The sequence below is a fragment of the Pseudoxanthomonas sp. F37 genome (assembly GCF_022965755.1).
In the GTDB taxonomy this organism is placed as follows: Bacteria; Pseudomonadota; Gammaproteobacteria; order Xanthomonadales; family Xanthomonadaceae; genus Pseudoxanthomonas_A.
Genome location: NZ_CP095187.1, coordinates 541,218 through 564,709, shown reverse-complemented (window position 1 = coordinate 564,709; position 23,492 = coordinate 541,218). Strand labels below are relative to the sequence as shown.

General features: G+C 68.9%; 12 protein-coding genes and 1 pseudogene. 1 reads left to right on the top strand and 12 read right to left on the bottom strand.

All coding sequences use genetic code 11. The features are described from left to right. Nucleotides 1-136: 136 nt before the first annotated feature. From MUU77_RS02455 to MUU77_RS02405, 12 genes and pseudogenes are all read right to left on the bottom strand, one after another. The gene (locus tag MUU77_RS02455) at nt 137-2,680 is read right to left on the bottom strand and encodes an exo 1,3/1,4-beta-D-glucan glucohydrolase (RefSeq protein ID WP_245091210.1); all 2,544 of its coding nucleotides are present in this window, start codon (nt 2,678-2,680) and stop codon (nt 137-139) included. 8 nt (nt 2,681-2,688) lie between these two features. Continuing rightward, nucleotides 2,689-4,122, bottom strand: coding sequence for a sugar porter family MFS transporter (locus MUU77_RS02450; protein WP_245091208.1), 1,434 nt, complete (start codon nt 4,120-4,122; stop codon nt 2,689-2,691). A gap of 34 nt (nt 4,123-4,156) precedes the next feature. Beyond that, nucleotides 4,157-5,491, bottom strand: a complete 1,335-nt coding sequence (gene xylA, locus MUU77_RS02445; RefSeq protein ID WP_245090530.1) for a xylose isomerase — start codon at nt 5,489-5,491, stop codon at nt 4,157-4,159. 41 nt (nt 5,492-5,532) lie between these two features. Continuing rightward, nucleotides 5,533-7,026, bottom strand: coding sequence for a xylulokinase (gene xylB, locus MUU77_RS02440; protein ID WP_245091206.1), 1,494 nt, complete (start codon nt 7,024-7,026; stop codon nt 5,533-5,535). Between the two features lie 13 nt (nt 7,027-7,039). Continuing rightward, nucleotides 7,040-9,400, bottom strand: a complete 2,361-nt coding sequence (locus MUU77_RS02435; RefSeq protein WP_245091204.1) for a glycoside hydrolase family 95 protein — start codon at nt 9,398-9,400, stop codon at nt 7,040-7,042. A gap of 7 nt (nt 9,401-9,407) precedes the next feature. After that, nucleotides 9,408-12,242: a TIM-barrel domain-containing protein gene (locus tag MUU77_RS02430; protein ID WP_245091202.1), complete on the bottom strand. Its 2,835-nt coding sequence runs from the start codon at nt 12,240-12,242 to the stop codon at nt 9,408-9,410. Between the two features lie 67 nt (nt 12,243-12,309). Then, nucleotides 12,310-13,983, bottom strand: coding sequence for a DUF5597 domain-containing protein (locus MUU77_RS02425; protein ID WP_245091190.1), 1,674 nt, complete (start codon nt 13,981-13,983; stop codon nt 12,310-12,312). Between the two features lie 7 nt (nt 13,984-13,990). Next, the gene (locus tag MUU77_RS02420) at nt 13,991-15,898 is read right to left on the bottom strand and encodes a sialate O-acetylesterase (RefSeq protein WP_245091188.1); all 1,908 of its coding nucleotides are present in this window, start codon (nt 15,896-15,898) and stop codon (nt 13,991-13,993) included. Then, nucleotides 15,895-18,093 carry a sialidase family protein gene (locus tag MUU77_RS02415; protein WP_245091187.1) on the bottom strand — a complete coding sequence of 733 codons (2,199 nt, stop codon included), beginning with the start codon at nt 18,091-18,093 and terminating at the stop codon, nt 15,895-15,897. The genes MUU77_RS02420 and MUU77_RS02415 overlap by 4 nt, the downstream gene beginning before the upstream one ends. Nucleotides 18,094-18,211: 118 nt before the next feature. Beyond that, nucleotides 18,212-19,492 (bottom strand): TonB-dependent receptor, encoded by a 1,281-nt coding sequence (locus MUU77_RS18480; RefSeq protein WP_256452066.1) that lies wholly within the window; start codon nt 19,490-19,492, stop codon nt 18,212-18,214. Nucleotides 19,493-19,629: 137 nt separating this feature from the next. Further along, nucleotides 19,630-21,159, bottom strand: a pseudogene (locus tag MUU77_RS18475) (TonB-dependent receptor); the annotation flags it as partial. A 299-nt stretch (nt 21,160-21,458) separates the two neighbouring features. Then, entirely contained in the window at nt 21,459-22,457 is a 999-nt protein-coding gene (locus MUU77_RS02405) for a LysR substrate-binding domain-containing protein (protein WP_245091185.1), read from the bottom strand. A gap of 289 nt (nt 22,458-22,746) precedes the next feature. Here MUU77_RS02405 and MUU77_RS02400 point away from each other — a divergent pair, with 289 nt between their 5' ends. Then, nucleotides 22,747-23,487: an SDR family oxidoreductase gene (locus tag MUU77_RS02400; RefSeq protein WP_245091182.1), complete on the top strand. Its 741-nt coding sequence runs from the start codon at nt 22,747-22,749 to the stop codon at nt 23,485-23,487. The last annotated feature ends 5 nt before the right edge of the window (nt 23,488-23,492 follow it).

The window sequence follows — 23,492 nt, the reverse complement described above, 5'->3', positions numbered from 1 at the left end:
CGACCCACGCGCATCCCTTGCGCGGGTCGGGATGCGAACCGCACGCGGCGGCTCGCGATGACGGGAGATCATGCGCTGGCGCTCCCTGCCCTCGCACTCCGGCAGTGGCATGCGCCACCGCCCGCATCTTGCCTTGTTACCTGACCGGGCAGGCGACCGTGGCTTCGGCTTCGTTCAATGCACCCAGCGCGATACGCGACACGGACATCCGCAGCGCCGCACTGCTCTCCAGCACCGGCACCTGCACCAGCTTCGCCACATCGGCGCCGGCGGTGGCGAAGCACTTCAATGGAACGCCGATCACCTTCCATTCGCCTTGCGGGATCGCCTCCAGCGTCGTGCGCAGGTCGACGCGGCCACCGCAATCGGCACCGCAGCCCAGACCCAGCCACACCGGTGCGCTTACCGTACTCTCGCGGCGGAGGGTCAGCTGCAACTGCACATCGCCATTGCTTTCGCGGGTCAGGTCCAGCGGCGTACCGGACACCAGCAACCATCTGGCCGGCGTGCTGCCCGACCATGCAAGGCGGCGCGCGTCCTCCTGTGCGCGGTGGTCGACGGCGGCCAGCGCCAGGCTGCCGTCGGCCAGCGCCACCGGCACTGTCGTGGCCGGCATGCCCGCCTGGCTGGCGTTGGACAATTGCATCGCCAGGCCCAGCGCCGGTTTGCCCTTGTCGAAATACACGCCGCTGGCGGCCTGCTCGCCCTCGATCCCCGAGTCTTCCGGCAGCGCAGCCAGCTCGCCCTGGTCGGCATAGGTCAGGCCGTACCCGAAGGGGAACAGCGGGTCGTAGCCGGGCTGGCCCACGTTGTTGGCGTACTGCGTGGCGGTACGCGGCCAGCTGAAGCTGAGCTTGCCGGTGAAGTCGTACTGCACGCTGCCATCGGCCTTGCGCAGCAGCACATCGGCGATGCCGGCGCCTTCGGAGCCGGGCAGCCAGGCCGCCACGAAGGCATCGGCGGCGTTGATCTCGCGGTTGACCCATAGCGGACGCCCGCTCAGGAACACCGCCACCACCGGGATGCCGTCGGCCTTCAGGCGCTTGATCAGCTGCAGGTCGCTGTCATCGCCGGGCTTGTACAGCAGCGTCTGCAGATCGCCCTGGAACTCGGCGTACGGGTTCTCGCCGAACACCACCACCGCCACGTCCGGCTTCTGCGTGTACCTGCCGTCGATGGCCAGGATCGCCTCGCCCCCCGCCGCCTTCGCCTGCTGCGCGATGCCCTCGTAGATCGAGTCCGCGTTGGGGAAGTCCTTGCGCGTGGTGCCGGTGCCCTGCCAGTTCAGCGTCCAGCCGCCGGCCTGCTTGCCCACATCGTGGGCGCCATCGCCGGCCACCAGGATGCGCTGCCTGGGCTGCAGCGGCAGCACGCCACCGGCGTTCTTCAGCAGCACCAGCGACTGGCGCACCGCCTGGCGCGCCACCGCGCGGTGCTCGGGCGCACCGAGCAGGGCGAACTGCCCGCCCACCGCACGCGCCGAGGGCTTGCCCGCCTCGAACAGGCCCAGGCGGAACTTCACCCGCAGGATGCGGCGCACCGCATCGTCCAGGCGCGCCTGGCTGATCGTGCCGGCCTTCACCGCCGCCAGCGTGGTTTCGTAGAAACCCTTCCAGCTGTCCGAGGCCATGGCCATGTCCAGGCCGGCATTGATCGTGGCCGGGCAGTCGGTGTTGGTGCAGCCCTGGACCTGGCCATGGCCGTTCCAGTCGCCCACCACGAAGCCGCCAAACTGCATGCGGCCCTTCAGCGCATCGGTCAGGTACGCCTTGTGGCCGTGCATCTTCTGGCCGTTGACGCTGTTGAAGGAGGCCATGGCCGTCTGCGCGCCGGCGGCGATCGCCGGCGGGTAGCCGGCGGCGTGCACGCGCACCAGCTCGGCTTCGCCGATCCTGGTATCGCCCTGGTCCTTGCCGTTGGTGGTGCCGCCATCGCCCAGGAAGTGCTTGACCGAGGCGATCACATGGCGCCCGTCCAGGAACTCGGGCGTGCCGACCTTGCCCTGCAGGCCTTCGACCATGGCGGCCGCGTAGCGGGCCACCACCTCGGGCGACTCGGAATACCCCTCGTAGGTGCGGCCCCAGCGGTCGTCCTGCGGCACCGCCACGGTGGGGGCGAAGGTCCACTCCATGCCGGTGGCGCGGGTCTCCAGCGCGGTGATCTGGCCGATCCGGCGCAGCAGCTCCGGGTTGCGCGTGGCGCCCAGGCCGATGTTGTGGGGGAACAGGGTGGCGCCGACGATGTTGCTCTGCCCGTGCACGGCATCGATGCCGAAGATCACCGGGATGGCCTTGCCGCCCTGCGAGGTGTCCATGGAGGCTTCGTAGAAGGCATCGGCCAGGGCCAGCCATTGCGCGGGCGAGGCATCGTAGCGGCCACCGGGATCGGAGTTGCCCCCGGCCAGGATCGAGCCGAGCCGGTATGTGCGCACGTCCTCCGGGGCGAGGCTGGCGATGTCGCCCTGGACCAGCTGGCCGACCTTCTCCTCCACCGTCATGGTGGCCATCAGGTCGGTGATGCGCTGTTCGAGTGCGGCATCCTCGGCCAGCGGCCAGGCCACCTGCGGCCAGGGGTTGGCCTCGCTCGCCGCAGGCGCGAGGGCCTTGTCTTCGCCCCGGCAGGCGGCCAGGGCCAGCACCAGGGCGGCGATGAGCACACCGCTGCGGGTGTTCGTGGACATGATCGTCTTCATCCTTGCATCTGCTCCAGTTCCTTGCCCTTGGTCTCGTGGATGAACCGCCTGACCAGGAAGAAGCTGATCACGGCGCAGGCGCCGTAGAAGGTGTAGCTGATGGCCAGGCCCAGGCCCGATGCCATCAGCGGAAAACTCTGCGCGATGAGGTAGTTGGCGAACCACTGCGCAAACCCGCACACGGCCAGCGCCGAGCCGCGGATCTGGTTGGGGAACATCTCCCCCAGCATCACCCACATCACCGGGCCCCAGGACACGTTGAAGAAAATCACGTAGAGATTGGCGGCAATCACGGCCACCACGCCCATCTGCTGGGAAAGCGACAGCGTGCCCGCCGCGTCCAGCGTGCCCTGGCTGAAGGCGTAGACCATCACGAACAGGGTGATGGCCATGCCTGCCGAACCGATCAGCAGCAGCGGCTTGCGGCCGATCCGGTCGATCAGCGCGATGGTGACGAAACAGGCCGCGATCGACACCGCACCGGAACCGATGTTGATCAGCAGCGAGTCGTTCTCGGTGAAGCCGGCCAGCTGCCAGAGGGTCGAGCCGTAATAGAAGATCACGTTGATGCCGACCAGCTGCTGGAACACCGCCAGCAGCAGGCCCGCCCAGACGATGGCGCGGATACCCAGGAAGCCGCGTCCTCCGCGCGGGGTGAGGATGTCGCTCAGGCGCGGCCGATGGTCCATGGAAAAACTGGCCTGGATCTCGGCCATCTTGGTGGAGGCTTCGGCGGGCCCCAGCAGGCGGGTGAGCACCTCGTTGGCCTCCTCCAGACGCGCCTTGGACACCAGGTAGCGAGGGCTCTCGGGAATGAAAAAGAGCGTGACCAGGAACACTGCCGCCGGCACCGCCTGCATCAGGTACATCCAGCGCCACGCCTCGATCCCGCCCCAGAACGCCTGCGTCGAGCTGCCCGCGGCGGCGGCGAGGTAGTAGTTGACCAGGAAGGCCAGCGTCAGCCCGGTGATGATCATGATCTGCTGGGCCGTGGTCATGCGGCCGCGGATGCTGGCCGGCACGACTTCGGAGATGTAGGCAGGCGATAGCACCGAGGCCGCACCGACGGCCATGCCGCCGAGGATGCGCGCCATGACGAAGATGCCCTGGCTATGGGCCAGGCCCTGGATCAGCGCGCCGATGAGGAACAGGACGGCGGCGAGCCGCATGACATTGCGACGCCCCATGCGATCGGCCAGGGTGCCGGCGAAGAAGGCGCCGATGAAGCAACCGATCAGCAGCGAGCCGACGGTGAAGCCCAAGCCGGCATCGTCCAGGGCGAACGCACCCTTGAGGCCAGGCTGGGTGCCGTTCACCGCGCCGCTGTCGTAACCGAACAGCAGTCCGCCGATGGTGGCGACACAGCTGATCAGGATGATCAAGCCAGTATTCTGGCCACGGACCGATGGTGTTGCTGACAGGCTCGACATGCTGTTCCCTCCCCGGGATGGTGATCCGCCGCGCTCAGCGCAACAGGTACTGGTTGAGCAGGTTCTCGTAGCGCTCCTGCTTGCCGCTGATCTGCCTGGGCTCACCCAGGGTGGCCGCCAGCGCGGCCAGCTCGGCCAGTCCCAGGGCGCCGGTCTCGAAGTCCTTGCCCTTGCCACTGTCGAAGCTGGCATAGCGCTGCCTGCGCCACTGCTCCCACGGCGAGTCGGTCAACAGCGCGTGCGCCACTTCCAGCCCGCGGGCGAAGGCGTCCATGCCGCCGATGTGGGCGATGAACAGGTCTTCCAGGTCGGTGGACTCGCGGCGCACCTTGGCATCGAAGTTCAGCCCGCCCTCCAGCCCGCCCTGGCGCAGCACCACCAGCATCGCCCCCACCGTGTCGTACAGGTCGGTGGGGAACTGGTCGGTGTCCCAGCCGTTCTGCGCATTGCCGCGGTTGGCATCGATGCTGCCCAGCAGGCCGTGGTCGGAGGCCACCTGCAGGTCGTGCTCGAAGGTGTGGCCCGAGAGCGTGGCGTGGTTGGCCTCGATGTTGAGCTTGAAGTCCTTCTCCAGCCCGTGCTCCTTCAGGAAGCCGGCCACGGTGGCGCTGTCGAAGTCGTACTGGTGCCTCATCGGCTCCATCGGCTTGGGCTCGATCAGGAAGTTGCCCTTCAGCCCGATGCTGCGGCCGTAGTCGCGCGCCACGGTCAGGAAGCGGGCCAGGTGGGCGAGCTCGCGCTTCATGTCGGTGTTGACCAGCGAGGCGTAGCCTTCGCGCCCGCCCCAGAACACGTAGTGCTCACCGCCCAGTTCCACCGTGGCCTCCAGCGCGGCCTTGACCTGCACCGCGGCGCGGGCCACCACGGCGAAGTCCGGGTTGGTGGCCGCACCGTTCATGTAGCGCGGATGCGAGAACAGGTTGGCCGTGCCCCACAGCAGCTTGAGGCCGGTGGCGTCCTGGCGCGCCTTGGCCAGGGCGGTCATGTGCTTGAGGTTCTTCTCGTACTGGCCGATGTCCTCGGCATCGGGGGCCAGGTCGATGTCGTGGAAGCACCAGTACGGCACGCCCAGCTTGGTGAAGAACTCGAAGGCGGCATCGACCTTGGCCTCGGCCGTGGCCATGGGCGAGCCGGCCTCCCACGGGAAGTGGCGCGTGCCCGGGCCGAAGGGATCGTGGCCGGCGTTGCAGAACGTGTGCCAGTAGCAGACCGCAAAGCGCAGGTGCTCCTGCATGGTCTTGCCGCCGATGGTCTTGTTCGCGTCGTAGACCTTGAACGCCAGCGGGTTGTCCGAGCCGCGCCCTTCGAAGGGAATGCGGCCGATGCCGGGGAAGTATTCCTGGGCGCCGATGAAGGGCTGGGTGCTCATGGTGCGGTGATCCTGTGGTTGTGCGTGAGGTGCAGGGAAGGTCAGCCGCGCTGCAGCGGCGTGACGGCATGGAGGTGGCGCAGGAAGCGTTGGTAGCCGGCGGCATAGGCCGCGGTGCGGGCCGGATCGGGGGTGGCGGACAGGGCCGGGTCCAGGGCCACGTGGGTACGGGCGATCTGCGCGATGGACGCCTGGCCGCCCTGTGCCTTGTCCCGTGCCCACAGCGCCTGCAGGGCCGCGCCGAAGGCCGCGCCCTCGGACTGCACGGGCACCTGCACCGGCAGGCCGAACACATCGGCCACCAGTTGCCGCCAGGCCGCGCTGTTGCTGCCCCCGCCGGTCAGCACGATGCGCTCGAAGGCCATGCCCGCGCCCAGGAAGGCATCGAAGCCGTACTTCAGGCTGTAGGTCGCCCCTTCCACCGAGGCGCGGTAGAGGTGCGCGGCGGTCAGGTTGGTGGTGTCCAGGCCGGCCAGCACGCCCTTGCCCTGCGGCAGGTCGGGCGTGCGCTCGCCGTTGAGGAAGGGCAGCATCACCAGTCCGTCCGCCCCCGGCGGGGTGGCCTGCAGGTGCGCATCGCCCTGGCGCGTGCTGAAGCCGAAGGCCTTGGCCACCTGCTCGGTGGCCACGGTGCAGTTCATCGTGCAGATCAGCGGCAGCCAGCCGCCGGTGGAGGAGCAGAAGGCGGCCCAGGTGCCGGCCGGATCGACCACCGGGGTATCCGAGTAGGCGAACAGCGTGCCCGAGGTGCCCAGGCTCATCGCCAGCCGGCCCTCTTCCACGCAGCCGGTGCCGATGGCCGCCATCATGTTGTCGCCGCCGCCCACGGCGACCTTCACCGTGGCCGGCAGGCCCAGCTGCGAGGCCGCAGCCGGATCGATGTCGAACAGCGCATCGGGCGCGGCGATCGGCGGCAGGCACGCGGCCAGGTCGCGCTCGCCATCGGTGGCCTGCAGCAGCGCCTGGGACCACGTGCGCGTGCGCACGTCCAGCCAGCCGGTGCCGGAGGCATCGCCCCACTCGCAGAAGCGCTGGCCGGTGAGCACGAAGTTCAGGTAGTCGTGCGGCAGCAGGATGGTCGCCAGCTTCGCGTAAGCCTCGGGCCGGTGGGTCTTCGTCCACGGCAGCTTGGAGGCGGTGTAGCCGGCCAGGATGGGGTTGCCCGCCAGCGCGATCGTCGCGGTCGAACCGCCCACGGCGTCCATGATCTGCGCGCACTCGGCCGTGGTGCTGGTGTCGCACCACAGCTTGGCCGGGGCGAGGACCTGGCCCTCGGCATCCACCGGCACGAAGCCGTGCTGCTGTCCCGAGACCGCCAGCGCGGTGACGCGTGCGCGCACGGCCGGATCGATGCGCGCGAAGCAGCCCTGCATCGCGGCCACCCAGTCGCCCGGGTGCTGCTCGCGGCGGCCGTCCGGGCCACCGGCCAGCTCCAGCGGCGCGCTGGCCATGGCCACCAGCGCGCGGGCGGCCGGGTCGTACACCACCACCTTCAGGCTCTGCGTGCCTGCATCGATGCCAGCCACCAGACTCATGCCGCTTCCTTCTTCATGCGCGCACCAGCACGCCATCGCGCAGCCGCACCGTGGCCGACGCACCGGCGGCGAGTTCGACGTCGAGTGTCTGGCCCGCGTGGACCAATGCGTAGCGGCCGCCCTTGTCCGAATGCAGGGTCGCGTGCGCCAGCCGTCCCGCCTTCCAGCGGAGGTCGAGGCGTGCGGCATTGCGCACGCGCACGCCTTCCAGTTCTCCGTCGCGCCATGACGAGGGCAGCGCAGGCAACAGGAAGATCGATCCGCCCCAGCTCTGCACCAGCATCTCGACGATGCCGGCGGCGCCGCCGAAATTGCCGTCGATCTGGAACGGCGGGTGCGCGTCGAACAGGTTCGGATAGCTGCGCTGCGGCGCCAGCAGCATGCGCAGGATCTCCAGGCAGTGCTCGCCCTCCCACAGGCGCGCCCAGAAGTTCAGCCGCCATGCGATGCCCCAGCCGGTGGCCTCGTCGCCACGCAGCTCCAGCGTGCGTTTCGCGGCGCGCGCAAGCCCGGGCGTGTCGCGCAGGTTGATCTGCGCACTCGGGTGCAGGCCGTACAGGTGCGAGATGTGGCGATGGTGGATTTCCGGCGCCTGCATGTCCCAGTCCTGCTGCCACTCCTGCAGCTGTCCGGCCTTGCCTATCCGGTTGGGCGGCAGCTGCGCGCTCAGCGCGGCCAGGCGCGCGGCGAAGCCGGCATCCACGCCGAGCACGCGCGCCGCTTCGATGCACTGGCCGAACAGATCGCGCAGGATCTGCGCGTCCATGGTCGGGCCGGCGCAGACCGCCGCGCCGAAGGGATGCTCGTTCTCCGGCGACAGCGAGGGCACGGTGACCTTGTGGCCGGTGTGCGGATCGTCCTGCAGCGTGTCGATGAAGAACTGCGCGGCGCCCTTGAACAGCGGCCACACCTGCTTCAGGTACTCCGGATCGCGCCCGTAGTCCCAACGATCCCACAGCGTCCGCAGCAGCCAGGCCCCGCCCGTCGGCCACAGCGCCCAGCGTGCGCCGTCCGGCGGCGTGGCGGCGCGCCACAGGTCGGTGTTGTTGTGGAGCATCCAGCCGCCGGCGCCGTACATGTCGCGCGCCACGCCGGCCCCCGTCTGCGCCAGTTCCTCCAGCATGCGCTGCAATGGCTCGACGCATTCGCCCAGGCCGTTCTGCTCGGCCGGCCAGTAGTTCATCTCGGTGTTGATGTTGACCGTGTACTTGCTCTCCCACGGCGGATCCATCAGGTCGTTCCAGATGCCCTGCAGATTGGCCGGCTGGCTGCCCGGCCGCGAACTGCAGATCAGCAGGTAGCGCCCGTAGGCGTGGTACAGCGACACCAGCGCCGGATCGTCGCCCTGCGCGAAGGCCGCGATGCGCTCATCGGTCGGCAGGTCGGCGGCCGCGGTACAGCCCAGGTCCAGCCGCACGCGATGGAACAGACGGCGGTGCTCGGCCAGATGATCCGCCAGCACGGCGTCGAAGTCCTTGTCCTTCACCCGCGCCAGCTGGGCGGCGGTGATCGCATCGGGATCGCCGCTGACATCGTCATGGGCCACATGGCTGGTGGCCGCGGCGATGCGCAGCTCCAGTTCGCGCACGCCATCGAACGCGATCTGGTCCTGCTCCACCCGCAGCCGGCCCTCGCGGTGCGCGACCTGCACGCGGAAGGCGAAGCGCAGGCGCCCTTCTATGCCGTGCTTGCCGAGGTTGCGGCCACTGACATGCCAGCCGCCGTCGACCACCCGCGTGGTGGTGGCATGCTCGTTGCCGGTGCGGACGCGGCCGATCATCGCATCGCCGCCTTCGACGGTGTAGCGCACCACGATGCACTGGTCCACCGGCGAGACGAACACTTCGCGCCGGTGCACGCCGCCCCCGGCACGGAAGGTGGTGCGCGCGACGGCGGCATCGAGATCCAGCTCGCGCCGGTAGTCGGCCACGCCGTCCAGGCGGTCGAACTGCAGCCACAGGTTGCCCAGCGGCTGGTAGGCCATCTGCTTGGCCGGCCGAGAGATCAGGGTTTCGTCGGCCAGCGCGGCGGCTTCCGCGTAACGGCCGGCGAAGATCAGCGCGCGCACCCGCGGCAATCCCTCCCGCGCTTTCGGATTCACCGCCGAATACGGCCCGCCCGCGTACAGCGTGTCCTCGTTGAGCTGCAGGCGCTCGTGCGCCACGCCCCCGAAGACCATCGCACCGAGCCGGCCGTTGCCGACCGGCAGGGCTTCCACCCAGACCCGTGCCGGCTGGCGGTACCAGAGCGTCATGTCGCCGCTCGACAGCGCGTTGCCGGCCCCGGCGGGCTCGGCAACGTGGGTGCTCGGGATCGCGGCGGCGGCCAGTCCGGCCGCCGTCGCTTTCAGCAGGTCGCGTCGGTTGAACTCCATCGGCCCGTCAGCGCTTCTTCACCACCAGCGCCCTGCCGTCGTAGCGGACGCTGACGTCGCCCTGCGGTTCCAGCGTGCCGGCATCGGCGCGCGGACCGTCGATGAAGCGCACCCGCACTTCGCGCGTGGCTTGCATGCCAGGATAGCGGCCCTCGCGTGCACCGATGCGCAGTTCGCCGGCCTTCTGGTCCCACGCCAGCGGGATGCGGCTGGATTCGCCGCGCTCGTAGCCGTAGCTGCGGCCATTGTCCTCGTACAGCGAGAACGTGCCGTCGGCGCCGGTGTAGACCTCGATGGTCAGCGGCGCGTCGGGCTTCTCGTCCACATACTGCTGCACCACCGTGCGCGGCACGATGGCGCCGGCACGCACGAACAACGGCATGCGCTGCAGCGGTGCGGCGGCCTCGATCGTCTGGCCGCCGTCGTAGCGCTTGCCGGTCTGGAAGTCGATCCACGTCGTGCCGGCCGGCAGGTAGACCGGGCGCGTGGTCGCCTTGAACGCCGTCACCGGTGCGACCAGGAACGCCGGGCCGAACAGGTACTGGTCGGCGATGTCGCGCACCTTCGGGTCGGACGGGAAGTCCATCGCCAGCGTGCGCAGCAGGGTGCCGTCCTGGTGATACGTGTCGCCGGCCAGCGTGTAGATGTACGGCAGCAGCGTGTAGCGCAGCTTCAGGTAATGGACGAAGCTGTCGTAGTGCGGCGTGCCTTCCGGCGCGATCTCCCAGATTTCCCGGTACGGGAACTGGCCATGCAGGCGGAAGATCGGCACGAATGCACCGTACTGGAACCAGCGCAGGCTCAGTTCGCGCCACTCGGCCAGGTGCGCCGGGTCCTGGTTCTCGTAGCGCTTCTCCGGCGAGAAGCCGCCGATGTCGAAGCTGACGTTGGGCGCGCCCGCCATCGAGGCGTTGACCAGGCCGGAGATCTGCTCGCGCAGGTCGTCCCAGCGCGGCACGATGTCGCCGCTCCAGAGCGCCGCGCCGGCGCGCTGCTGGCCCGCGAAGAACGCGCGCGAGAGGATGAAGACGCGCTTGTCCGGGTCCTGTTCGCGCGAACCGCGGTAGACGCCTTCCGAGTGCACCAGCGGATAGGAGTTGAAGAACTCCGTCGACGGGCCCAGCGCGGTGGGCGTGGTGCGGGCCTTGCGCTCGCCGATGTCGATGTTGCTGTGCAGGTCGGGTTCGCTGGCATCCAGCCACCAGGCATCGAACCCCTTGCTGTTGAGCTTGCCGTTGACCTGGCGCCAGAAGATGTCCTGCGCTTGCTTCGAATACGGGTCGTAGAAGGAGTTCAGGTAGCCCTTGCCGATCCAGTCCAGCTCGCCCACCTCGACATTGCGGTGGTACATGTGGCCGGCGGCGTCCAGCTCCTTGTAGTGGGCGGTGGTCGGGTAGAACTTGGGCCACACCGAGATCATGATCTGCGCATGCTGGTCGTGCACGTGCTGGACCATGCCGTCCGGGTCGGGGAAATTCTTCGCATCGAAATCGTGCGAACCCCAGGCGTCCTCCGGCCAGTACGACCAGTCCAGCACGATGGCGTCGATCGGCAGCTTGCGCTTGCGGTACTCGTCCAGCGCGCCGGTCAGTTCGGCCTGGGTCTTGTAGCGTTCGCGGCTCTGCCAGAAACCGTACGACCACTTCGGCAGCAGCACGGCCTTGCCGGTCAGCGTGCGATAGCCGGCCAGCACCTGGTCGGCGTCGTCCCCGGCGACCACGTAGTAGTCGATGGCCTGTGCGGCCTCGGACCAGATGGACAGGTCCTTCGCTTCATCGGCCGGCAGCGGATCGCGATGCAGCAGCGCGATGTAGGCCGGCTCGATGCGGTCCCACACCAGCTTCACCCGGTGGCGCTGGCCGGCCTTCATCTCCAGCGCGAACTCGTGGTGCCACGGGTTCCAGTTCTGGCGCCAGCGGTCGAGCACCTGCTTGCCGTCGATGTAGAGCTTGGCGTACTCGCTGTTGTACAGCGAGAAGGTGTGGCGCCCGTCGCTGCGGGCGGCGATCTCGCCTTCCCACACCACGTCGCTGCGCCCGCCCTGGGCCAGGTTCTTGCCCGCGGCCGGGAAGTTCGCCAGGTCCTTGATGTACTGGTAGTTCACCTCGCTTTCGCGGCGCTCGACCACCTGCCTGCCGTTGACGGTGTAGCGCGCGGTCAGCGCGCCCGGCTTGCCCTGGGCGTCGAACAGGTCCAGCGATGCGCCCAGCGGCTGCAGGCCGCGCGGGTCGCCGTAGCGGGTGATCGCATTGCTGTCCCACAGGAGGCCGTAGTGGCGCGTGGAGACCAGGTAGGGAATCGCCTTGTCGATGTTGTGCTGGAGCAGTTCGACATCGCGGCCCTTCAGGTTCATCCAGCCCTGCTGGTGCAGGCCGGTACCGTAGAAGGCTTCGTCATCGGACGACGCGAAGCGCTGGCGGATGCTGTAGTAGTCCCTGCCCTCGACCTTCGTCGGCGTGAACGTGCGAGCGCGCTCGGCCAGCAACGGCTTGCCGGCGGCGTCGAAGAAGCTGACCTGGCCGGTGCGCGCATCGACCTTGGCCGAGATGCCCTGCGTGGCGAGCGTCACCTGCCCGCCGGCTTCGCCCACCTCCACCGCCGGCGGCGCGCCGGTCTTCGCGCGCATCAGGCTGGGCGTGCGCGCGAAGTCGCCATCGGGGTTGGCCATCACCCGCAGGATGCCCGGCGCGACCGCTTCGACCTTCACGTCGGCGGCGGCGGGATCGGCCGGCCGCACGATCACGCCATGGTCGATCTTTTCCACGGCGCCCTGCCCCGCGGCGTTGGCGCCCGCCGCGGCCAGGGCCAGCAGCGGCACCGTCAACGTCTTCAAGTAACCCATCGCTTGCTCCTCGTTCGGGCGCGTGGACACCCGGGTTCTGGGACCGGCACGCCGGCCCACGGATCGATCAGTAGGTGGCCAGCTTCACCCGCAGCAACTGCGGGACGCTGGAGAAGTTCAGGCCGTAGTCGGTCTGGTCGCCATTCCAGCGCCGGCGGAAGACCCACTTGCCGTCGACGTAGGTGCCCTCGTCGACGTAGTCGTAGATCTGCCGCGCGGCGACGGCCGGATCGGCGGCGGTGATGTTGATGCGCGCGTGCGCGCCGGCCACCAGGAATTCATCCGGCCCCAACTGCACCACCAGCGCGCGGCCGATCGGCTCGGGATTGCCGGGGGGTTCGCCCTGGAACCAGAACTGCGGCACGCCGTAGGTGACCACCATGTTCCAGCGGTCGTCGATCTTCACCGTCTGCACCGCCTGGCCGGGCTGCTCGGCGGTGCCGCGCACCTTGCCGTCCAGGCTGGCCTGCGCGATCACGCGCGCCGCCGGCTTCACGATGGCGTAGTTCAGCGCAAACGTGGCCAGCGTCTTCTCGTCCATGTGCTTGGCGCCGAGCGGCCAATTGGAATAGCGCGAGTAGTCGATGCCGAACGGCGACCAGCCGATGGCCTGTTCGCCCAGCGCGGAGAAGAAATAGCGCGCGTATTCCTCGCGGTTGCCGGTCTCGGCGACGAACAGCGGATTGTCGGGGCGCGCGTAGCGGTCCAGCACCGTGGTGTAGTGCGTGTACTCCGGCATGTAGATGTCCGGCGCCAGCAGGTCGATATGCGGCGCGGCGGCCTTGTACACGTCCAGCACGTTGTCGGTCGGTCCACCGCTGGCGTACTGCCCGGGCTGGCCGGGATTGAACGGCCCGCGCAGCGCGGCATTGACGTACATCGGCAGCGGATAGACCGCCTTGCCCGCTTCGGCCACCTGGTCGATGTAGTGGGCGATATGCCAGGCGTGGAAATACTCGTCCGCGTCGGCGCCGAACACCTCGCGCCATGTGCCCGGCGACTTGCCGAGCTTCTTCAGCAGGGCGTCCGGCACCGGTCCTTCGAATACCTTCTGCGCCAGCGGCGAGAAGTCGCGCACGCTGCCGTAGGTGCCGGGTTCGTTCTGCGGCTGCACCATGATGACGGTGCGCTGCGGGTCGGCGGCCTTGAGGTGCGTCATCAGGGCGACGAACGCCTTGCGGTCGGCGTCCAGCGTGGCCTGTGCGTGCGGCGACAGCGAATTGAGCGTGCGGCCGTCGGCGGTCACGACGCGCGGGAAGCGGGTGTTGTCCAGCTTGACCCAGTCCGGCGCGTAGTTCGGGCTGTTGTTCTTCCAGGTGGCGAACCACAGCAGGATCAGGCGCACGTCCTTCTCGCGCGCCTGCTTCAGCAGCACATCGACGAAGGAGAAATCGAACGTGCCCTCCTTTGCTTCGACCTGCTCCCAGGCCACCGGCACCATCACCGTGTTCGGCTTGACCACGTCGATGGCGGGCCAGACCTCGTCCAGGGCCTGCGGCCAGTTGCTGGAGTTGTTCACCTGCGCGCCGAGGATGAGGAACGGCGCGCCATCCACCATCAATGCATGGCGGCCGTCCTTGCTGACGATCTGCGGGATAGGCCTGGCGCCGGAGGCATCGGCCGCGCCGTCGCCCTTCGCCGTGGCCGGCGCGTCGCCTCTTTCGGCGGGTTGGCAGGCGGCCAGGCCGAGCAGCGCGACGAGCGACAGCAGCAACAGGCGACGGGGCATCATCGAGGGCATCCGGGGGTCACCACGCATCGGTACGGAAAGGCGAAGCGGGCAAGCCCGCCGCGTTGATCAGGTTGGCGTCGGCCGGGTTGTCGGACCAGCCGTAGCGCACGGCCACGGGCATCTTCACTGCGTCGCTGCGCACGACGACCCGACCATCGACGAGCGAGGCTTCCGCCGGATGGAAGACGCGATCGGCACCTGCCAGCGCGAAGCCGTGCACGCGGGTGCCGCCTCCGCGCACGGCGAGCGCGCTGCCACCCCCATCGAAGGTGAGGGTCGCGGCGCCGGCCGAGAACTGCGCCTGCGTATGGACCGGCCCGCTGTAGACCAGCGATTCGCCGTACGCGACATGCCGCGCCGCCAGCGCGAGCCGCTTGCCGACATCCTGCTTGTTGAGCGGATGGATGTCGGTCGGATTGCCGATGTCGATGGTCACCACCTGCGCCGTGGCCGGCAACGACAGCGTGGCCGACTGCGATTCGCGCAGCACCGCCCACGGGCTCGTATCGCCCTGGTCGACGCCGGAAGAGAAGTTCGCCAGCTGCACCCACAGGAACGGCAACCCGGGCGCCTGCCACTGGCGACGCCATTGCTGGATCAGCGTCGGGAACTGCGTGCGGTACTTGAGCGCCTCCGCCACCGTGTTCGCGTTCGATTCGCCCTGGTACCAGATCACGCCGCGGATGGCATACGGCTGCAGCGGATGGATCATCCGGTTGTAGAGCAGCGTTGGGTGCTGGTTCTTGTCGTCGACCAGCGCCACGGTCACGTTGGCCGGGCGGAACGACCAGCCGGCCAACGCACGCGCATCGCCACCCGCCGGCTGCACGAACACCTCGGCCGGCTCGCCCTGGATGCCGCCGCCGCCGCCGAAGTCCGACACCCGCACCGCCACCTGGTTCACGCCGGCGCGCAGCGCCGACGCGGGTATGCGGTAACGACGCGGCTGGTTGTACTGCATGCGGGTTTCGCCCACCTGCACGCCATTGACCCAGGTGACGTCGGAATCGTCGATGCGCCCTACCCCCAGCGTCGCGCCGGCCGCGGCTTCCTCCGCGCTCAGCGTGAAGGTGGCGCGGTACCAGGCCACGCCGTCCAGACCGTTCCAGCCCGTCTTTTCCCACAACGAAGGCACCGCGATGGGCACCCAGTCGCGGGTATCGAGGTCACGCTTCTCCCAGCCGGTGTCATCGGCCGGCCACGAGGTCCAGCGCGCCAGATTGGCGCGCGTCTGCTGCAGCGCGCGCGTGTCGGCGTCGCGCAGTCGCTCGGCCTGCGCCCGCAATGCCGTGGCATCCACGCCCTGCGAGGGCGCATCCATCCAGGCTTCGATCCGGCTGCCGCCCCAGGTGCTGTCGATGATGCCGATCGGCACGCCGGTGACCTTGCGCAGCTCGCGCGCGAAGAAATGCGCGACGGCGGAAAACTTCGGCGCCGCCTGCGGCGACGACGCCACCCATTCGCCGCCCTCCAGCTGCGCCTGCGGTTCGCCGGACCACGATTTGGGGATCTTGAAATGACGGATCTGCGGGTCGGTCGCGCGCGCGGCTTCGACCTGCGGGTCCGCCGACTGCGCGATGGGCCATTCCATGTTCGACTGGCCACTGGCCAGCCACACGTCGCCGACCAGGACGTCGTCCAGTATGCGCGGCTGCGTGCCGTCGTCGATCCGCATCACATGCGGACCGCCCGCGGTCTGCGCGGGCAACGCCAGCGACCAGCGTCCGTCGGCACCGGCCTGCGCCGTGGCCTCGCGGCCGGCGAAGGTCACGCGCACGCGTGCGCCGGGCGCGGCCTCGCCCCAGACGCGCACCGGCTGGTCGCGCTGCACGACCATGCCGTCGGCGAAGATGCGCGGCAGTTCGACCGCCTGCGCGGCGGGGACGGCCAACAGGCCAAGCAACAGCGGAACCGCTCGTATCATGGTGGATCTCCGTACCAGATGCCGCGCCCTTCGGTGCCGAAGTAGACGCGACCATGCAGGCGGGGGTCGCCCGTCACATGGCGGATGATGCCGCCGAATCGCAGTGCGTCATCGTCGATGCGGCGCCAGCGTCGCCCGGCGTCGTCCGAGCGGAACAGGCCACGCTGCCCGCGCACTTCGCCGAACACGAACAGCACCGGCACGTCGCCGTCCTTCGCCGGCCTGCCCAGGCCCACGGACATGACATTGTCCACGCCGGGCACGCGCTCCAGCCTGCCGGGCGCGAGATGCAGCAGGCCGCGCCACGAGGCGGCGATCCAGGCCTCGCCCGTCTTCTCCGGATGCGGCCGGATCTCGGCGCGATACCAATCGCCTATCCCGCCCACCGGCGCGCGCACTTCCTCGAAGGCGACCCCGCCGTTTCCGCTGACATAGAGCTTGCCGCTGATCGCATCGAAGCCGTAATAGATGCCTTCATCGACCCGGTCGGCCTCCACCACCGCGGTCTTCGGCAGGCCTTTCACCTGTTGCCAGCGCCCGCCCATGTCGGCGGTGATCCAATGGTGCCCGCCGTTGCGCGGGTGCCAGATCGCACGCTTGCCATCGGCCGCGAGCGTGATCTGTCCCGCTCCCTCGCCATCCGGCGGCTCGCTCGCGAAGGCCGTCCACGTGCGCCCGCCGTCCTTGGACCATGCGCCGCGCACCGCGCCCTCCGGCCGGTTGTGGAAGTACCCCGTGCGCACCATCACCTGCGGCGCGCGGCCGGCGAAGGCCAGGCTCTCGGTGTTGGAGAAGCGGACGCCGGCGAAGCGCGGCTGCGAAACGTCCAGATCGTCGTGGACGAAGCCATCGACATCGCCCAGGCCGCTCACCAGGTGCGCGCCCTGCGGCGGACTGGCCAGCGCCAGCGGCACGGTTTCCTCGAACCCGGCCTGTTCGAAGCGCCACTGCAGGTCTGCGCCCCCGTCGAAGGCGCGCGCATTGGAGGACGCCCATACGCCATAGCCCGTCACGAACAGCATGCGGTCGGGATCGAACGGATCGATCTCGATGTCGGCCATCCAGTGCGGCTTGGCGTCGGCGGTCCACGGCGCGGGGGAATGATCGAACTGCGAACGCGGGAACAGCGCCGTCCACGTGCGCCCGCCATCCAGGCTGCGATAGAGGTCGTCGTGCGGCTGGTAGCGGCGGAACGTGCTGGCGATGATGATGTCGGGATTGGCCGCATCCACCGCCACCGCGCCCCAGCCGAAGCCGGCATCGGCCCTGGAGCGGCGCACCGGCGTGATGTCTTCCCAGCGATCGCCCGCGGGGTCGAAGCGCCACACGGCGCCATCGGCCATGTTGTTCGGGCCCGGCTCGTCGCCGTAGCTCAGCAGCCAGCGCCCGCGCGCGTCGCGCACCATGTGGCTGGGCCGCAGGCCGACCGGCTGGCCGGGCACGGCCTGCCAGGTCACGCCGCCATCGCGCGAACGGAACAGGCTGGTTTCGTTCGTCGAGACGCCGGCGTAGACCGTTCTTGTCGGTGTGCCTTTCGCGCCGTCGGCCGGATCGAACACCACGAATGCGATGCCGACCGGGCGCAGCTCGCGCCAGCCCATCGCCCAGGCCGACCGCGCCTTGGCGATGGCGGGAAACCCGGTGGCTTCGCGCCACGTCGCCCCGGCGTCGTCGCTGCGCCACAGGCCGTCGGCACGCGTGCCGAACAGCAGCACGCGGCCATCGTTCGGGTCCACGGCAAGCCGTTCGCCGTTGCCGCGCCCCTGTTCGTTGCCGCCGAACTTGAACGGCAGCGGCGTCCGCTGGAACGTGGCCCCGCGATCCGTGGAGCGCAGGATCGCGCCCTCCTGTCCACGCTCGTGCAGATACGTGCCGACGGCCAGGTAGAGACGGTCAGGATCGGACGGATCCAGCGCCAGGCTCTCCACGCCGAAGCGCCCGTTGTCCGCGTAACCCATCCAGTCCATCAGCGGCAGCCAGCGCTGCTCGCGCGGCTGCCAGCGGTACGCACCGCCGATGTCGGTGCGCGCGTACAGCAGGCCCTTCTCGTGCGGATGGAACACCAGGCCGCTGACGAAGCCCCCGCCGCCGATGGCGACATTGCGCCAGCGGTAGCCGGCCACGTCGTCCTTCGCCGCCGCGCCGGGCACCAGCAGGAAAGCGAACAGCGCAAGGGTCAGGCGGAGCGTGGGCACGGAATCTCCTGTCGGGGAACAGCGGTGCGCCGGCAGGAGCACACCTCGGGCGCCGCAGCGGGCAGGCGCCGGTCCATCGAAGGAACGGCCGGCAGTACCGGCCGTTCCGCGGGCTGCATCAGAACGTGAAGCGGAGCGTCGCGGCGTAACGGCGGTCGTTGACGTACCACGACGTGGTGCGCTTGCCGGCGCCGTTCTGGTCCATCAGCGTGCGCTGCTCGGCGTTGTTGAGGTTGTTCATCTCAAGACCGAACTGCACGTTGTCCGAGAACTTGTAGAAGATCGACCCATCCAGCTGGCCGAAGCTGTCGCTGTACACCGGCAGCTTCCACGGGATGCCGCCGTCGCCGCCGTTGTAGCCGTTCGGGCCGACCGACAGCAGGTATTCGCTGCGCCAGTTGTAGGCCAGGCGCACCTGCCACGGCCCCTTTTCGTAGAACGCCGCCACGTTGTAGGAGTTCTTCGACAGGCCGTCGGCCGGCAGGTCGTCGAACAGCGATCCGTCGGTATCGACGGGCACCGCGTTGGAAGAGGCCGGGATCTTCGTGGAGCTGTCGATGTAGGTGTAGTTGGCGGACATGCCGAACCCGTCGAACGGCGCGGGCAGGAAGTCGAAGAACTGGTTCCAGCCGATTTCCGCGCCCTGGATCTTCGCCTTGCCGACGTTCACCAGCCGCGACACGCGATAGTCGTACTCGTTGCCGTCGATGCCCGGGTAGGCGAGCAGTTCGGTCTGTTGGCGGAAGTAGTCCTTGATGTCCTTGTAGAAGAAGTTCACCCACGCCATGCCGCCGCTTTCCGGTGCGAAGTACCACTCCAGCGACAGGTCGAACTGGTTGGCCTTCATCGGCGTCAGGTACGGGTTGTCCGTGGAACTGCCGGTGAGTTCCAGGTCCTCCGGACCCAGTTGGTCGCCCGGCTCCGGATTGACGCCGTCGCGGACGGCCACGCTGAGCACCTGGTAAGCCTGCATGTCGCTGAAGGCGGGGCGCGCGATGGCCTTGGACGCGGCGAAGCGGACGATCCAGTTGTCCGCCGGCTCCCACTTCACGTTCGCGCTGGGCAGCACGTCGGTGTACGAGTTCTCCGCGGAGATGGGTTCCGACTGGCCCGTACCCAGGTACGGCGCGAACGCATTGTTCGGATACACCAGGTAGCCCTTCGCACTGTTCTCGGTGCGCACCACGCGCACGCCGACGTTGCCGTCGATGCGCGCCTGGTCCATCGCGAAGTTCAGCATCGCGTAGGCGGCGTAGGTGCGCTCGTTCTGCACGTTGCCCCATTGCGGGTCGGCCAGGTTGCGCGGGGTGATCTGGCCGTAGCAGCAGCTGTAGTACGGAGTCGCCGCACCGTGGATGTCCAGGTAGCTGTTGGGGAAGTTGAGCGCGGTGGCCAGCACCGGCGAGTAGAACGCTCCGGGCGTCGCGGCACCCCCCGGTAGAAATTGTCGAACGTCATCAGGTTGGTCAGGCTGGAGTTGACCGTGCCGTTCAGGTCCAGCCCCGGCAGCGCGCCGCCAGGCAATGCCCATCCCTGCATCCACGGCTGGAAGACCGGCTGCCAGTCGTAGCCGGTGTCGATGCTGTGCGCATCGCGGTCGGTGACGCGCACGCCGAACTTCACCGAGTCGACGAAACTGCTGTCGAAGCGGTGCTTCAGGTCCGCGCGCCAGGCGATCTCATCGGCCGTGTTGTCGTCCTGGTGGTCCATCGTGAACCCCCAGTAGTAGTTCGCGGGGTTGGTGGTGAACTGGTTGTCCACGCCGATGCGCGGCACGCCATGGCCCAGGTCGATGTCGATGTAGGGCACGTTGAGGCCCAGCGACACGGTGGAATCCAGCGCCTCGGTATTGGCCTTGATGTACTGCAGGTCGGTGGAGAACTCGGTACGGTCGCTGAAGAACCACTTCAGGCCGAACGAATAGTCGGTGGTGTCGGACTTGCGGTGCGAGGCGCGGATGTCCGTGCCCATCGGAATGTCGCCGTTCGAACGCAGGCGGCCCGAGACGAAGACATCGCCGTCCAGCTCGTACGGCTGGCTGGCATCCACGCGCACCTGCAGCGGATCGTTGGAGACGAAGATCGCGTCTTCGTACCAGAGCTCGTCGTACTTGCTCTGGAAGGCGGTGGCGAACAGCTCCAGGTTGTCGTTCGGCCGCCATTGCAGCGCCACGTACGCGCCCTGGCGCTCGCGCTCGTACTCCAGCGTGCGCCAGTCCGCGCCGCGGGGCAGCCACAGGCTCTCGTTGGTGCCGTCGTTGTCCAGGTCGGAGTTAGCGGTGTTGAAGAACGGCCGCACGAACATGCCATCGGTGCGGGTGGCCAGTTCGGAATGCGCCAGGTTGACCAGGATGCCGAACTCGCCCGCGTCGGTGTCCCAGCGGTTGCTGAAGAGCACCGAGCCGGCCGGCTTGACCTGTTCGGCGAAGTCGCCGCGGTTGGCGCTGAACGACATGCCGAACCGGCTGCCGTCGATGTCGAACGGCATGAAGGTGCGCAGGTCGACGGTGCCGCCCAGGCCGCCTTCGATCATGTCGGCCTTCTGGTTCTTGTACACGTCCACGCCGGCCATCAGCTCGGCGGGCACGTCCGCGAAGCTAAGGCTGCGGCCGCCGGAGGCGGAAAAGCTGTCGCGACCGTTCAACTCGGAACGCACCTGGGTGAGGCCGCGCACCTGCACGCCGCCGCCTTCGGCGGAGAAATGCTCCGGATCGCCGACCGTCAGGAAGCGGTCGATGGTCACGCCGGGAATGCGCGACAGCGTCTCGGTGACGCTGCGGTCGGGCAGGGCGCCGATATCCAGCGCGGTGACCGAGTCGACGAACGTGTCGGCGTCGCGCTTGATGTCCTGCGCCCGGTAGACGGAACCGCGGATGCCGGTCACCACGACCGCATCGAGTTCGGTGGTCGCATCGCCTTCTTTCGTCCCGGTCGTGGCTTCCTGCGCGAACGCAGGCGCCGACAGCAGCAGTGCGATGCCGAGCGCGAGGACGGTGGGTTGCAGGTGGCGGCCGGCGGAACGGCCCGCACGGTGGCCGGCCGCGATGCGGCGCTGACGCGTTGACATGGATGTTCCCTCCCAGGACACATGGCAAACGATTGAGTTGTGGTCCTGCCGGGACGTGTTCGCGCACCCTGGCCGGAATGAAGCGGTGACGACTGCGCCCCCCGGCCGCGGTCATCGGTGTTTCGGTCTTTCCCGTGGGGCGTGCCGGTACCCGGAGCCTCGCGGCCGGTGCCCGGCGATCACCTGGCGGCCTTGGGACCGCCTTCCTGTGACTGCGGCGGGAGCATAGGCGGCGCTGACATGCCGTACCAATGAAATATTGATCGCAAGCTATATCGAACCCGAATAGGTCTGGATGTTCAGGCGCCGCCATCACCCGCAGGCGGCACCGCGCCTGCCGGGGAGGACTCCAGGCCGGTGTAGAGGCGCCGGGCGGTGGTCCGCAGCGCCTCGAGCACGCGTTCCGCGCCCGGCGACAGCAACTGGTCGCGGCGGCGGATGATGCCGAAGAACTCCATGCGCACGCCCAGCTCGATCGGCAGCACGCACATCTGCCCGGTCTGCAGGTACGGCCCGACCGATTCGGCCGGCAGCGCGGTCAGCAGGTCGCTGTGCCGCAGCAGGTGGATGATCACCGGCAGCGACGCGGTTTCCACGATGTTCTGCGGCGGCGGCTGGCCGTGCTCGAGGAACACCGCGTCCAGGCGCGAACGCAGCACGCTGGCGGCCGGCGGCATGATCCATCCGTAGTCGGACAGGTCGGCGTGGGTGATGCGCGGGCGCCGGGTCAGCGGATGGCCCGCGCGCACGATGACCGCATGCGGCTCGTCGGCCAGCGGCTCGAAATCCAGCTCGCCCGCGCCTTCCGGGCCCATGATGCGGCCGACCACGATGTCCAGCTGGCCATCCAGCAGTTTGGCCACCAGGGGACGGCTGTAGTCCATCTCGACCTTGATCAGGATGTCGGGGAAATCGCGCTTCACCGCCGCCACCGCCTGCGGCACCAGCGTGGTCCCCGGATTCACCACGGTACCGATGGCGGCCTGGCCCATGCGTCCGCTGCGCAACGCGGCGATCTCGTCGTGGGCGCGGCCGATCTCCGACAGCGCGGAGCGGGCGCGCCGGATCAGGACCTGCCCGTACCAGGTGGGCTCCACGCCACGGGCGTGGCGCTCGAACAGGGGCACGCCGAGCAGGTGCTCCATCTCCGCCAGCAGCTTGGACGCGGCCGGCTGGGTCATGTTGGCGGCCTCGGCCGCGCGCAGGACCGAGCGCTGTTCGTACAGATGCAGCAACAGGGACAGGTGGCGGGTCTTCAGGCGCGTGGCGCCGAACCAGCCGGTGGTGGGGTGGACCATGGTCGCCTCCGGGACACGAGCTATTCGTGCGTGGAATAGCCTATGACAAAAATTTCATTTGTCGTACATAGATGCCCACGCGAGGCTATGCCACGCTTCAAATGCGGGTCGGCGGCGATGCCGGACCATCCGCGAGGGGAGGCCCCAGGACGGCCGGCACCGGTCCGCCACGGGGAAACCCCGCATCCGATCACCGCCGGGAGGAGGGCCCCATGGCGACACCGCAGTCCGACGGCACCTCGCGTGCCGGCGCCATCGTCGCGCCCACGCCAGACGGAATCCGGCTCCCGTGAGCGGCCGCCTGTCCGGCAAGGTCGCGCTGGTCACCGGTGCCGCCAGCGGCATCGGCGCGGCCACGGCCCGGCTGTTCGCACGTGAGGGCGCCACGGTGGTCGGCTTGGACAAGCAGGCCGCCCCCATCGCCGACGACGGCGTGCAGCACCGCATCGCCGACATCACCGATGCCGGCGCGGTGGACGCCGCCGTGCAGGCGGTGCTGGCCGCGCACGGCCGCATCGATGCGCTCGTCAACAATGCCGGCGCCGATGTGTTCTCCGATCCGCTCACCCTGTCCGACGAGGACTGGGAGCGCTGCCTGGCGCTCAACCTCAAGGGCGCCTGGCACCTCTGCCGTGCCGTGCTGCCGGCGATGCAGGCGCAGGGCGCGGGCAGCATCGTCAACATCGCCTCGGTGCACGGGCACAGGATCATCGCCGGCTGCTTCCCGTATCCGGTGGCCAAGCATGGGCTGGTGGGGCTCACCCGCGCGCTGGGCATCGAATACGCCGCACGCGGCATCCGGGTGAACTCGATCTCGCCTGGCCTGATCCTGGTGCCCCGCGTCGAAGCCTGGTTCGCGCGCGAGCCGGGAACGCGCGAGCGCCAGACCGAGCTGTTGCCGCCCAAACGCATCGGGACGCCCGAGGAAGTCGCCTACACCGCGCTGTTCCTCGCCAGCGACGAAGCCCGCTTCATCAACGCCACCGACATCACCATCGACGGTGGCCGCTCGCAGGTCTACCACGACTGATCCGC